The organism is Rothia nasisuis (genome assembly GCF_928381405.1).
Taxonomy (GTDB): domain Bacteria; phylum Actinomycetota; class Actinomycetes; order Actinomycetales; family Micrococcaceae; genus Rothia; species Rothia nasisuis.
This window is the reverse complement of record NZ_CAKMSB010000002.1, coordinates 271886-285285: the sequence shown is the minus strand read 5'-3', so window position 1 is coordinate 285285 and position 13400 is coordinate 271886. Positions and strand designations below refer to the sequence as shown.

General features: G+C 57.0%; 15 protein-coding genes. 11 read left to right on the top strand and 4 right to left on the bottom strand.

The genetic code is table 11. The features are described from left to right. Positions 1 to 2 precede the first annotated feature (2 nt). The 11 genes from trmD (at position 3) to L6966_RS02825 (ending at position 9339) form a co-directional block, all read left to right on the top strand. The gene (gene trmD, locus L6966_RS02875) at positions 3 to 791 is read left to right on the top strand and encodes a tRNA (guanosine(37)-N1)-methyltransferase TrmD (RefSeq protein WP_083091237.1); all 789 of its coding nucleotides are present in this window, start codon (positions 3 to 5) and stop codon (positions 789 to 791) included. A gap of 393 nt (positions 792 to 1184) precedes the next feature. Continuing rightward, positions 1185 to 1532 (top strand): 50S ribosomal protein L19, encoded by a 348-nt coding sequence (gene rplS, locus L6966_RS02870; RefSeq protein ID WP_083091236.1) that lies wholly within the window; start codon positions 1185 to 1187, stop codon positions 1530 to 1532. Between the two features lie 26 nt (positions 1533 to 1558). Continuing rightward, on the top strand, positions 1559 to 2239 hold the full coding sequence (lepB, locus tag L6966_RS02865; RefSeq protein WP_237224403.1) for a signal peptidase I: 681 nt from the start codon (positions 1559 to 1561) through the stop codon (positions 2237 to 2239). Positions 2240 to 2278: 39 nt separating this feature from the next. After that, positions 2279 to 3010, top strand: coding sequence for a signal peptidase I (lepB, locus tag L6966_RS02860; protein ID WP_237224404.1), 732 nt, complete (start codon positions 2279 to 2281; stop codon positions 3008 to 3010). A 7-nt stretch (positions 3011 to 3017) separates the two neighbouring features. Further along, positions 3018 to 3809: a ribonuclease HII gene (locus tag L6966_RS02855; protein WP_237224405.1), complete on the top strand. Its 792-nt coding sequence runs from the start codon at positions 3018 to 3020 to the stop codon at positions 3807 to 3809. Next, positions 3806 to 4141 carry a DUF2469 family protein gene (locus L6966_RS02850; RefSeq protein ID WP_083091234.1) on the top strand — a complete coding sequence of 112 codons (336 nt, stop codon included), beginning with the start codon at positions 3806 to 3808 and terminating at the stop codon, positions 4139 to 4141. The genes L6966_RS02855 and L6966_RS02850 overlap by 4 nt, the downstream gene beginning before the upstream one ends. A gap of 290 nt (positions 4142 to 4431) precedes the next feature. Beyond that, positions 4432 to 4836: a YraN family protein gene (locus L6966_RS02845; RefSeq protein WP_180377817.1), complete on the top strand. Its 405-nt coding sequence runs from the start codon at positions 4432 to 4434 to the stop codon at positions 4834 to 4836. Between the two features lie 2 nt (positions 4837 to 4838). Further along, complete coding sequence (locus L6966_RS02840; RefSeq protein WP_083091233.1) at positions 4839 to 6389, top strand: YifB family Mg chelatase-like AAA ATPase; 1551 nt, start codon at positions 4839 to 4841, stop codon at positions 6387 to 6389. Further along, positions 6386 to 7675 (top strand): DNA-processing protein DprA, encoded by a 1290-nt coding sequence (dprA, locus tag L6966_RS02835; RefSeq protein WP_237224406.1) that lies wholly within the window; start codon positions 6386 to 6388, stop codon positions 7673 to 7675. Before L6966_RS02840 ends, dprA begins: the two co-directional genes overlap by 4 nt. Before the next feature lie 42 nt (positions 7676 to 7717). Next, positions 7718 to 8725 carry a tyrosine recombinase XerC gene (locus L6966_RS02830; RefSeq protein ID WP_237224407.1) on the top strand — a complete coding sequence of 336 codons (1008 nt, stop codon included), beginning with the start codon at positions 7718 to 7720 and terminating at the stop codon, positions 8723 to 8725. A gap of 29 nt (positions 8726 to 8754) precedes the next feature. Further along, positions 8755 to 9339: a DUF3145 family protein gene (locus L6966_RS02825; RefSeq protein WP_237224408.1), complete on the top strand. Its 585-nt coding sequence runs from the start codon at positions 8755 to 8757 to the stop codon at positions 9337 to 9339. Between the two features lie 113 nt (positions 9340 to 9452). Here the strand turns inward: L6966_RS02825 and fabF are convergent, their stop codons facing one another. From fabF to L6966_RS02805, 4 genes are all read right to left on the bottom strand, one after another. Next, positions 9453 to 10724 (bottom strand): beta-ketoacyl-ACP synthase II, encoded by a 1272-nt coding sequence (fabF, locus tag L6966_RS02820; RefSeq protein WP_237224409.1) that lies wholly within the window; start codon positions 10722 to 10724, stop codon positions 9453 to 9455. Between the two features lie 89 nt (positions 10725 to 10813). Continuing rightward, complete coding sequence (locus tag L6966_RS02815; protein ID WP_083091228.1) at positions 10814 to 11053, bottom strand: acyl carrier protein; 240 nt, start codon at positions 11051 to 11053, stop codon at positions 10814 to 10816. A 267-nt stretch (positions 11054 to 11320) separates the two neighbouring features. Beyond that, positions 11321 to 12346 (bottom strand): beta-ketoacyl-ACP synthase III, encoded by a 1026-nt coding sequence (locus L6966_RS02810; protein ID WP_083091227.1) that lies wholly within the window; start codon positions 12344 to 12346, stop codon positions 11321 to 11323. 19 nt (positions 12347 to 12365) lie between these two features. Continuing rightward, positions 12366 to 13277, bottom strand: coding sequence for an ACP S-malonyltransferase (locus L6966_RS02805; protein WP_237224410.1), 912 nt, complete (start codon positions 13275 to 13277; stop codon positions 12366 to 12368). Positions 13278 to 13400: the final 123 nt, after the last annotated feature.

Below are 13400 nucleotides of genomic sequence, written 5' to 3'. Positions count from 1 at the left end.
CCATGCGCTTTGATGTCATCACCATCTTCCCCGAATACCTGGCCCCGCTCCGGCTTTCTCTCATGGGTAAAGCATGCAACTCCGGCAGGGTTGATTTGCACGTGACCGACCTGCGTGATTTCGCTTTCGATCGCCACAAAACAGTGGATGACACCCCTTACGGTGGGGGAGCGGGTATGGTCATGAAGCCCGAGCCCTGGGGCCTAGCCCTTGACCAGGCGCTTGCCGCCACCCCAGTGCCCCTCACGGAACAGGGCGAGAAGCCCCTGCTCATTGTGCCGTCTCCCGCCGGGGCCGTGTTCACCCAGCAGATGGCCTATGAACTGGCAGCTGAAGAGCATATTGTCTTTGCTCCTGCCCGGTACGAGGGAATTGACGAGCGTGTACTTGACTGGGCTCAGGGCCATTTCAGGGTCAGGCCGGTCTCTATCGGCGACTACGTGCTCTATGGTGGTGAGGTAGCGGTCATGGTCATGATTGAGGCAGTCACCCGCCTGATTCCCGGTGCTATGGGCAACCCTGAATCACTGGAAGAAGAATCTCATACCGGGGGCCTACTGGAGTACCCGGTGTACACCAAACCTGCCACCTGGCGGGAGCAGGAGGTGCCGCCCGTCCTGCTCTCAGGTAACCACGGGGCCATTGCCCGCTGGCGCCGCGACGAGCAAATAAAGCGCACCTTCGCCCGCCGCCCCGACATGGTCAAGGCCTACCCGGCAGAGGGCTGGGATAAAAAAGACCGCAAGCTCCTGCAAGAACTGTATTCTGCCAAGAAAGAGGGCGGGAGCTAACCACCGCGCGTTTTACCTGCCCTTAAAGGCTGGCTCTGCCGCAAGCAGGGTAGTGAGACACCGGAGACGGTAGAGGTCAGCTGCCCCTACTCGGAACCTGCAACCAAACTCACAGAATTCCTCCGCTGCGCCCGCCTCCATTCATCTGGCGAAGGTGGCTTTTCTGTGGGATAATTTTTCTTTGTGTTCGTGTTGGGCACGCCCCTGCCGCAGGGGGAAGAGCGACCACCAACAACACGAGCTACCGGTGCCCCAACGGCGGGTACCGGTGAGAACAGTGTACTCGCAGACAGCATCGGTCTGGTGCCGCCAGATAGCGGTAGCCCTCAGACACTGCCTGCGCGAAACTCGAATATGTTTGACCTGCGGCAGAGATATTCACGGAGAAACTCAATGCAGACTCTTGACTTCATTGACAACAAGTCACTTCGCACCGATATACCCGAATTTGGCCCCGGAGATACCCTCAACGTTCACGTTAACATTGTTGAAGGTAGCCGTAGCCGTGTTCAGGTTTTCAAGGGCTTTGTGGTAGGCCGTCAGGGTGGCGGCGTCCGCGAGACCTTCACCGTCCGTAAGGTTTCCTTCGGCGTTGGTGTTGAGCGTACATTCCCCGTTCACTCTCCTGTCATCGATAAGATTGAGGTTGTGAGCCGCGGTGACGTTCGTCGTGCGAAACTGTACTACATGCGTGACCGTCACGGTAAAGCCGCTCGTATCCGCGAGAAGCGCGAATCCTAAACCGCGACCAGGTTTTAGCTGTATCAATGGTAACTGGCGATTCCGCCGAATCCACTGAGATAAGGCGCCAGCCCTTTGCGCGGGGCTGGCGCCTTATTGCTGTTGCCACCGCCTTGGCATTTGCCTTGCTCTTGCTCATGAGGACGTTTGTGTTTGATGTGTTTTATATACCGTCAAGTTCCATGGAGCCAACCTATGAGCCGGGTGATCGTATTGTGGTGGCTAAATACGATCGGCACCCAGCGCGCGGTGATGTGGTGGTGTTTGATGGTTCTGGCTCATTTGCGCCCTATGTCTCAGGTAGCCCCTGGGTGCGTGACCCCATAGGGACGGCTGGGCAGTGGCTGGGACTGGTGGGCTCAGATACGGTGTATATCAAACGTGTGATTGGCATTGAAGGTGATACTGTGGTCTGTTGCGATTCTGAGGGCTATGTACTGGTGAACGGTGAGCGCGCCGATGAGCCCTACTTATTCCCGGGAGATGCACCTAGCGACGTTGAATTCAGTGTTCAGGTACCCGCTGGGCGTATGTGGGTTATGGGTGATCACCGCTCAGCGTCAGCTGACTCACGGGCACTACTGGGCGCTCCAGGTGGCGGCATGATTCGCACTGAAACCGTCATTGGTAAGCCAATCTTTTTGGCCTGGCCAGCAGGGAGATTTGGCCAGGTGCCGCACAGCGCTACACTTTCTCCTACAGATTAAATTTACTCGCAGACGTTCACAGCAGAAAGGCGCATGCTTATGGAGCAAAACCAAGATAAGGTCGATGAAGCTGCAAGTCAGGCCGTCACCGACACCAAAAATCAGCCGCGTGGCGGTAAACGCCGGCGCGAAAAGAGCGTGATTAAAGAGTACGCGCTTATTATCCTCTATGCGGTACTCATCGCTTTTCTGCTGAAGACTTTTATTGTGCGAGGATTTTATATTCCATCAAGCTCGATGGAAGATACTCTTCAAGTTAATGACCGCGTGTTCGTCAACGTAGCTGGAGGACTCTTTACCGAGGCTGAACGCGGCGATATCGTGGTGTTTAAAGATACTCAGGGCTGGATGCCCGCTGTATCGAACCCCAATCCGGTACGTTCGGTTCTGGCGTTTGTGGGTGTCATGCCTGAGAGCTCTTCGAACTATTTGGTCAAGCGTGTCATTGGTGTGGGTGGCGACCATGTTGTGGGTACGGCTGACGGCCGCATCACCGTAAACGGGGTAGAGATTGACGAGACTTACCTCAAGCCCGGTGTGAGCCCCACTGACATACCGTTTGATGTAATCGTTCCACAAAACTCATATTTTGTGATGGGCGATAATCGCTCAAATTCCGCTGATTCACGCTACCACATACCGGCAGGAACAGAGTTCATCAATGACGCGGATGTGGTAGGCGAGGTCTTTGTAGTGGCCTGGCCCCTGTCTAACTTCACTTTTGTGAACGGGGCAGATGAGGTCTTCGCTGACGTGCCTGCTTCTGAATAGGGTGCCTATGGCGGAAGGCGGTACTGTTGCTGATCTGACGGTGGAACGCGAGCTCTTTGCTCGGGGTATAACACTGCTCGCTGGTATGGATGAGGTGGGCCGCGGTCCACTTGCCGGGCCGGTGACGGTGGGCGTAGCCGTCATCGGTAGGAATGCTCAGCTGAGCATAGATGGCCTGGTTGATTCTAAGAAGCTGACAGAGAAGAAGCGGGTAGCAATGGTTCCGCTGGTGCGGCAGTGGGCAGTCACAGCGGTGGGGCACGCTAGCCCAGCTGAGATTGATGCCCTCGGAATTATTGTGGCCCTTCGCCTCGCGGGTCAGCGGGCCCTGGCTCGGGTAGCGGCCGCTGGCGCTTACCCGGATGCGGTTCTACTCGATGGCAAACACAACTGGCTGACCCCGCCTCAGACTGACCTGTTTACTGCTGAACTTGACTCAACCACAGCTCTGTATTCTCACTTAGTGGGGCAGGCGTGGGCAGAGGGAGATGTAACTGGACAGGCCCATGCAGGCTGGTTCGGGCCGGTGCAGATGGAGGTCAAAGGAGACCTGCGGTGTGCGTCAATAGCGGCAGCCTCGGTGCTGGCCAAGGTGGAGCGAGACTCTCTCATGGGAGATTTGGACGCCCGCTACCCCGGTTACGGTTGGGCCAAAAACAAGGGCTATGGGTCAGCATCACATCGCACTTATATAGAGCAAGTGGGGCCTACCCCAGAACACCGGCTCACCTGGGCTCTCCCAGCTAGCCCCGAACAGGTGAGAAAAGCAATGATGAAGCGTGAGAAGGAGGAACTGTGAGTAATGAGGATCTTGAAAGCTACGAGTCAGGAGCCCAGCTTGCCCTGTATGAAGAGTACAAAAATGTGGCAGAACTCTTCACCTACATTGTAGAAACTGAGCGTCGCTTCTACCTGGCTAACCAGGTCAAGATCACCCCCAGGGCTACTGATGGCGCGGTATTTTTTGAAGTGGAGATGCAGGACGTGTGGGTGTGGGATGTCTTCCGTTCCTCCCGGTTCGTCAAGAATGTGAAAGTATATTCAGTGCGTGATGTCAACGTGGAAGAGCGTGCAGCTACTGAAGATTTCGTCGTCCCCACAGTGACTGGCTTCGACCCGAGCGCAAGCTAATTTTTTCTCCACACCTCTTTCATCGCCCCCCGTTAGGTTAGCCCTGGCGGGGGCTTTTTATGGAGAGCAGGTTATCCACAGACGGTGCCGGGCAAGAGACCAGCGCGTCATATCAGCGTCATGACTGCACCAATGCCCGAGCTGTTGAAAACACCGAGCCTGTAAAGCCAGGGGTGGGAGCTTGCACTTTTATCCACAGGCAGCACTGGGCTGGACGCTGAGGTAGACCGACCAGCAGAATGGGGCCCAATAAAGGAGCTTATGGCAAGCCCAAGAGAAAGGACGGCCCCATGACTCGTAACGCAATCATTTTACGAAATAACCCTGCACGGGTGGGGCAATGGGGTGAGAGCGTGGCCCGGGTGGTGCTGGAGCAAGCCGGGTATACGTGCCTGGCAAAGAATTGGAGGGCACCAGCTGAGCTGGGCAAAGAACGGCCCACCGGGGAGCTTGATTTAGTGATGGTTGATCCGGACTGCGTCCTGGTTGTGATTGAGGTGAAAACACGGTCGGGTGAGGGGTTTGGGCACCCGTTCGAAGCCATCACCGGTGAAAAAGCAGGTAGATTACGGCAACTAGCCTATACTTGGGCTCAGCTACACCCCGGTGATTTCAGGGGACTCAGGGTAGATGCTGTGGCTATCTGCGGAAACCCCGCCCGCTTTGACTTTGAACACCGGCAGGCGGTGGTGTAGCCGTGGCTTTCGCACGTACCTTTTCTGTAGCTCTGGTGGGAGTTACAGGGCATATCGTGGAGGTTGAAGCCGATATATCAGCGGCTCTACCCAGTTTTGTGCTACTGGGTCTACCCGATAGTTCACTCAACGAAGCTCGCGACCGAATCAGGTCGGCGGCCAAGAACTCAGGGCTACCGCTACCCGCTCAGAAACTCACTATCAATTTGACGCCTGCGACCTTGCCTAAACGAGGCTCAATGTTTGATTTAGCTATGCTTGTGGCGGCTCTGCAAGCCGATGGCGAACTACAGCCATCGGGGCAGACCGTTTTTCTCGGGGAGGTTGGGCTTGACGGATCAGTGCGTGAAATCCCAGGAATCCTGCCGGCAGTTAAAGCGGCCGTGGACGCCGGTTACTCACAGGTTCTCGTACCGGCAGGTAACGCACGCGAAGCAGCCCTCGTGAGTGGTGCCCAAGTGCAGGGAGTCACCTGCTTGGCAGAGGTATTTGTGGCCCTGGGGGCAAAAAACCCAGATCAACTCAAACGACCCGCCCAAGAGCGTCCGGTACCACAGACTACCACCGCATCAGCTCTTCGGCTGGAGCCAGATATGGCAGACGTTGCTGGGCAAGCCGAGGGGCGTCTAGCCCTTGAAATCGCAGCCGCTGGCGGCCACCACCTGCTTTTCACTGGGCCACCTGGCTCGGGTAAAACCATGCTGGCTGAGAGGCTTACCGGTATTCTGCCGCCTCTGAGCACAGAGGATGCCATGGAGGTTACTGCCATTCATTCACTCTGCATGGCCGGTGCTCCACTTCAGGAACTCATCAGCAGACCGCCCTTTGAATCTCCCCACCATTCCGCCAGTTCGCCAGCCATCCTTGGTGGTGGAGCCGGACTACCTCGACCTGGCTGTGTATCAAGGGCCCACCGAGGTGTGCTCTTTCTCGACGAGGCCCCGGAGTTCAAACGAACGGTTCTTGATTCGCTCCGTCAGCCCTTAGAGAACGGTGAAATTATCATTGACCGTTCGGCAGCCTCAGCCCGGTACCCTGCCCGCTTTCAACTCGTGTTGGCGGCTAATCCCTGCCCCTGCGGAAACAACGTTGGGCGCGGCCTAGAGTGTACCTGTACCAGTCGCGAACGTAGATCGTACTTCGGCAGGCTTTCGGGCCCCTTACTTGACCGGATTGACCTTCAGGTGGCTGTGCCCAAGGTTACCGCTACCGATCTTGCCGCCACTGGAAAGGGTGAGTCATCGGCACACATCAGAGCACGAGTTGAACAGGCCAGGGCCACCCAGGCTGAACGCCTCGCCCCCTTAGGCCTGACCACCAATGCTGAGACTAATGGTCAGATTCTACGAGGACCCCTCAAAATTTCTTCTCAGCTCACCTCTGGGCTTTCGCAGGCACTTGACCGGGGGAGTTTAACGGCCCGGGGGTTTGACCGGGTCCTGCGCACCGCATGGACTCTGGCTGATTTAGACGGTGCTACCGGCCCCACACGTGAGCACATAGACCTGGCCCTCTATTTTAGAAACCTCAATAGCGAAAGGGTAGGAGCATGACAGGCTCAGTCAACGCTACAAGTGTGCAGATTCAATCCAGTTCGACAGCAGACCTCGAAGACATCCGACGGGCACGTACCGAGATTCTGCGCATTACCGACCCCGAAGACGCCCCTACATCAGCGCTGATTCAGCTTGTGGGGCCGGTGCTGGCTGCTGACTACCTCACCGGGCGGGCGCAACTAACCTCCAGAGTCCTGGCTGAGCACCTTGAAGAACGTGGCGTTCAAGATCTCGCTGGAGCCCAGGCCCTTTCTACTACTGTATCTGAGCGCAATCAACGGTGGGTGACCCGTCGCGGCCACATCACCGCAGAGCAGGACGCTCAGCTGGCTCGGGCCTGTGATGCTTGGTTCTGTATACCAGAAGATGATGACTGGCCCAGCTCCCTCAATGATCTTGACACCGCTGGACCTGTAGGCATCTGGGGTAGGGGCGACCGCGCTCGGCTGGCACAACTCAACAGAGCCCTTACCGTGGCCGTGGTCGGTTCACGGGATGTGACCTCCTATGGCAACTCTGCTACCAGCCACCTCGCCGGTGATTTAGCGGCGGCCGGTTACACTGTTATTTCAGGGGGAGCCTTTGGCGTTGATGCCACAGCCCACCGGGCAGCACTTGCCACAGGCGTTGGTGACCTATCAACGGTAGCGCTTATGGCTGGCGGACTCGACAGGCTATACCCCAAGCATAACGAGCAACTCTTACACAGCATCATTGAGCAGGGGCTGGTGCTGAGTGAAATACCCCTGGGGCAAAACCCTACCCGCTTTCGCTTTCTTCAACGCAACAGGTTAATAGCGGCTCTATCCGATAGCACTGTGGTGGTAGAGGCCAGGTGGCGTAGCGGCGCACTCAACACTGCCAACCATGCACTTGCCCTCGGCAGGTCGGTTTATGCCGTACCCGGCCCTATTTTTTCACCCACCTCAGAGGGGTGCCACCGGCTGATACGTGACGGATTAGCTCAGCTGACTACGGATGCCCGGCACATTATTGAAGACAGTGCCCCTCTGGGAAACCAGAACGAACAGAGTCTACTAAGCCAGCCAGATACTCATCAGCTACTGATTGACTCACTGACCGAGGCTCAGGCGCGAGTTTGGGATTTGCTACCTGTGCGCACACCGGTGGGTGCCGACACCCTAGTTGCTCAAGTAGGGTTGCCCGGTAGAACCGTCATGCTGACCCTAAGCCAGCTAGCGTCGCTAGGTCTGGCGACAACCAACCGAGGCGGGTGGGCCAAAACACGTATGCCAGCAGACAACCCTGCGGTGGGGCGATAAACTAGTTTCGAAAGGCGCCAAAATTGAGGGGAGGGACTCACGGTGAGTGCAGAGAACTCGAGTCAGCTACCTGTTACTCTCAAAATTGGTGCTCCCACGGTGAACGAAGACCGAGAGTTCACCAGGGCCAGCGAAGCTTTTGAGCGGTATCTGACGTATGAACTACACCGGTCACCGGCAACGGTACGTGCCTACCGCTCTGATATGTCAGATTTCTTCGCCTACGCCGCCCGCCACGGAGTCACTCACCTGACTGACATCACTCTCGACATGCTTCGTAGCTGGCTGGCCACGCATCACCATCGGCGGTCAGCCAGAAGCTCCATGGCACGGCGTACCTCTACCCTGCGTACTTTTTTCTCCTGGGCTGAGGAAGAGGAACTTATGCAGACCAATCCGGCTCTCAAGCTGAGCACACCGAAGAAAACTCAGCACCTGCCACCGGTCCTAACCGAGGAACACATGCAAACCGTCACCCAGACCTTGGTAACGGCGCTTGAAGCTGACCCTCTCGACCCCAGGCTACTCCGTTTGCACGCAGTGGTTGAGCTACTCTATTCCACAGGCATTAGAATCTCTGAGCTCACCGGCCTTGACCTCGACTCTGTTGACCGCGCCAACCGTACCGTGCGGGTCCTTGGTAAAGGCAATAAAGAACGTATTGTACCTTTCGGTTCTCCCGCTCTGGTAGCTCTCAACCGGTGGGTCACTCGCGGGCGCCCGATATGGCTTCCCGCGAAAAACAACGCCCAACCCGCCGTTAGCTCACCCCAACCCGCTCTGTTCCTCGGGCCGCGAGGAGGAAGAGCTAACCCCCGGCAGATCCGAGCAGACCTGACCACCTTGCTGGGCACCCTAGATGACACCACCGCCAGCGGAGCCCACATCTTTAGGCACACGGCTGCCACCCATCTGGTTGACGGGGGAGCAGACATCAGAGCGGTACAAGAACTACTGGGGCACAGCTCTCTAGCGACCACCCAAATCTACACACATGTTTCAGTAGATAGGCTAGCTTCAGCCTATCTGGGAGCCCACCCCCGAGCCTAGCGTCACGAGGGTATAGGATGGAAGCAATTATGTTTTCGACACCAGAAGCACTCCCTGTGCCCAAGAACGCTGGTAGCCAGCGCCACCCACACGGCGGTAGCTTAGTCACCTCCACCGGTGGATTGATTCTGCTCCATGCGGTGCCCGCCCATCTAACGAGCCATGTACGCTGGTCATTAGAAAATATATTGGGTACCACAGTACAGTTGCGGTGGGAACCTCAACCACATGTAGTAGCGCACCAACGAACAGAGCTGAGCTGGAATGGGCCAGCAGGTACAGCTGCACAGCTTGCTTCCGCCCTGAGACCCTACACCGGTAGTTTTTATGAGGTGACCGAGCGCCCTACGCAGACCACCAGTGGTCTGCGTATCATGCATGTACCTGATTTGGGTATCTGTAGCGTCCCAGTAGATGCGCACGGTAACTTTACGGTCACCGAAGACCGAATCCGTTACGCCCTCGAGCAGGCGGCCGGGGATTTCAATACTTTATACGACCATCTGGCTTTGGCCCTCGGGCAACCTTGGGATGATCAACTTGAGCCTTTGCGGCCCGGTGCCGTTCTTCACCCAGCTACACGAAACATCGATGCGGATCAGGGCGGTATGTAGAGTGGGTGGCATGAGCAGCCTTCGCAGACGCTATTGAGCTTTACAAGAAAATAAGTTGCGGGGTTTCCATCAGGAGGAAACCCCGCAAAGGCCTCAATCAGGGGTGACTCAGATTAGGCTTCAACGCTACGGAAAGCAACTACAGCGTTGTGACCACCAAAGCCAAACGAGTTAGATACGGCAACAATTTCACCGGAGGGCAAATCGCGGGCTTCGGTGACCACATCTAGATGAATTTCTGGGTCCTTGGTGACTAGGTTAATAGTGCAGGGGGCCTGGCGGTGGTAGACAGCGAGAACCGTGAGCACAGCTTCAAGCGCCCCAGCACCACCGAGTAAATGACCGGTCATAGATTTGGTTGCCGACACAGCTACCTGCTCAGTATGATCGCCAAAGACCTCCCTCAGAGCTAATGACTCGGGAATATCACCGACCGGGGTTGAGGTTGCGTGGGCATTGACGTGTACAACCTGGTTTGGGGATATTCCGCCGTCGGCCAGCGCCTCACGTAGGGCACGGGTGGCGCCAAGCGCAGTTGGATCCGGTGCAGTGATGTGGAAGGCGTCTGCTGAAACACCGGTGCCAGCCAGTTCAGCGTAGATGCGGGCGCCCCGAGCGCGAGCGTGCTCTTCAGACTCAAGGATCAGAGCGGCACCGCCTTCACCCATCACGAAACCGTCACGGTCAGTGTCATAGGGGCGCGAGGCACCCTCAGGGTCGTCGTTACGGGTTGAAAGGGCCTGCATTTTGGCGAAAGCTCCAATGGTCATGGGGTGGACGGCAGCTTCAGAACCGCCAGCAATTACCACATCAGCCTTGCCCAAACGAATGAGCATAAGGCCCAGTTCAAGAGCTTCAGTTGACGAAGCGCAGGCAGAAACAACAGTCTGTGCCGCACCGCGAGCCTTGAGGTTCATTGATATGGCGGCGGCGTTGGAGTTGGGCATAAGCATGGGCACAGTCATCGGAAGCATCCGTCGTGGGCCTTTGTCGCGCAGGGTATCCCAGGCACCCAGCAGGGTCCACACCCCACCAATGCCAGTGCCGAAAGCAACAGCGGTGCGCAGGGGGTCGCATTCCTCTGCTGCTTCTGCATCAGGCCCCGAAAAACCGGCATCCTCCCAGGCCTCACGGGCAGCAGCCAGCGCCAGCTGCCCTGATGGATCAAGGCGCTTAGCCTCGACCTTGGTGATTCTGCCTGAATCAACCGGGTCGAGAGCGACTCGACCGGCAATTGAGACCGGCAAATCATATTCTTCAACCCAGGGCTCATCAATGGTGCTAATTCCTGAAACACCGGCGATGGCGTTCTTCCAGGTGGTTTGAACATCCCCGCCAATGGGGGTGGTAGCGCCGAGGCCGGTCACCACAACTTTACGAGTCATGAAGGTTTTCCTTTGAACTGAAATGTGGGTTGAATGATAAAAAGCGGGTTGGGCACGGAGTTCCCGTGCCCAACCCTTAGCGCTCAAGCTTAGGCGTTTGCGATGAAGTTAACTGCATCGCCAACGGTCTTGAGGTTCTTGACCTCTTCGTCGGGAATGGTGACGCCAAACTTCTCTTCAGCATTGACAACGATGGTCATCATTGAAATGGAGTCAATGTCGAGGTCCTCGGTGAAGGACTTATCGAGCTGTACGTCTTCAACCTCTACGCCGGTTTCTTCGTTGACGATTTCCGCAAGGCCTGCAAGGATTTCGTTCTGGTCTGCCATGATGGCTCCTTCATCTGGTTCATCTGATTTGCGCGGCGGACGCCGCCTGATTCGGTCTCACCGCAACAATAGGGGCGGCGAGGGCTTGATGGGGCCGTGCCCACTTCAGTAGCCTCCTCACATGAGTGTAGCCCCTAGCCCGCGTAAAAGAAGACTAAGACTCCCCCGAATTTTTGAAATAAATCTAACAATTTTCAAAATATGGTGGGGCCCTCCTAGCCAGCTACAGTGAGCGCATGACCGCGGCGAGGGCCGGTGTGCAGAGGGTCAGGGAAGACGTACGACCTGTGCAGCGTAGACCAGTCCGGCACCGAAGCCAATCTGTAGGGCTAACTGACCCGACAGCTCTGGGTTATCCTCCAAAAGCTGGTGAACTGCAAGAGGCACAGAGGCGGCGGAGGTGTTGCCGGTGCATTCAATATTGCGGGCAACCGCTACCGTCTCTGGCAGTTTGAGGGTCTTGACCATCTGGTCGATAATTCGCATGTTGGCCTGGTGGGCGACGAGAGCGCCCAAATCTTTGGCAGTGACCCCGGCGGCATCCAGTGCTTGTTGGGCTACCTTAGCCATTTCCCATACAGCCCATCGGAAAACGGTCTGGCCATCCTGACGTAGGGTAGGCCACAGCTTCTCTCCCTCCTGCACCGGATTTGCCAGAAAGTCGCGATGACGAATTTCGAGCAGGGAGTGGGTCATGCCTATTGCATCCCATCGGGCTCCGTCAGATCCCCAGACCGTGGGGCCGATACCGGGTTCATCTGAAACACCCACAACTGCGGCACCAGCGCCGTCACCGAGCAGGAAAGAGATGGTGCGCTCGGTGTTGTCGATAAAGTCTGAGAGCTTCTCAACGCCAATGACCAGTACTTTCTGAGCCGTGCCTGAACGTACCAAGGCATCAGCCTGGGCGATGCCATAGCAGAACCCCGCGCAGGCAGCAGAAATGTCGTAAGCCGGTGCCTTAGAACCAACAGCTTCGGCAACAAGCGCAGCTAAAGAAGGTGTGGCGTAGGGGTGGGTGACTGTGGCAACGATGATGCCGTCAAGTTCCTCGCCGCTGACGCGTGAGGCAGCCAGCGCGTCTTTGGCCGCACCAATGGCTAAATCGGCAACAGAAATCTTCTCTGACGCTCGTTGACGGGTCTTAATGCCGGTACGCTGAACAATCCACTCGTCGGAAGAATCGATAGGCCCAGCGATATCGTCATTGGTGACCACGAGGTCGGAGCGCGAAGCGCCATACCCCAGGATGCGGGAGTAGCGGTTGATATCAACCTGCTTCAGAGAGGGCATAGAAGGTCCTTTCAAGGAGTTAGGCAGTCAGTGTATCGGCTAGCGCTACGATGTCGGCGGGGGAGTTGATAGCAGAAGCAGGGGTGCCTCGTAGGCCGCGCTTAGCGAGGCCTGTGAGAGTGCCAGCGGGTGACACCTCAACCAGATGCTGTACGCCCATGTCAGCCAAGGTGAACATGCACAGATCCCAGCGGACAGGGCGGGTAACCTGGGCAACAAGCGAGTTCAGGGCGGCCTGGCCGTCAGCTACCTGCCTGCCGTCAAAATTCGACAGCAGGGGAGCGGTGGGTTCACCGGCAGAGAGTGTCGTGGCAAACTCGGCTAGGGGCCCTTGAGCTTCTGCCATGTATTCGGTGTGGAAGGCTCCCGCTACCTTGAGCGGAATCACGCGGGTCCTTGCGGGAGGAGCCTCGGCAAAAGCGGCTAGATTGTCGAGCGACCCGGCTGCGACGATTTGACCAGCACCGTTGGAGTTGGCTGCGGTGAGACCAGCTGCCTCAATCGCCTCACGCACATCAGCCTCAACCCCGCCCAGCACGGCAGACATGCCTGTGGGGTGAGTGGCCGCTGCCTGCGCCATACCGGTGGCCCGTACCTTAATAAAGCGCATAGCTTCTTCCTCAGTGAGGACGCCCGCCAAAGCTGAGGCAGTAATCTCACCTACAGAGTGCCCCGCAAACACTGAGGAGCGGCCCTCGAGAACCTGCTGGGTGAGGCGTCCTGTTACAAGCCCAGCCGCAACAATGAGCGGCTGGGCGATAGCGGTATCTTTAATCGTTTGCTCATCAGCTTGGGTGCCATAGTGAACCAAATCGAGCTGGGCAGCATCTGAGAGGCGCTCCAGGTGTTCCTTCACGCCCTCTTCGCCAAGCCATTCTGAAAGGAAACCTGGCTTCTGAGAACCCTGCCCGGGGCACAGCAGTGCAATCACGCGTTTAACCGCCTCACATTACTAAAGAACGCCAGATGTTGAAACTTCCTGGCAAATATTTCAAATAACCATCCTACACCTGCTGCAATAGATACAACAAAGGGTGGCACCCGGTAAACCGAG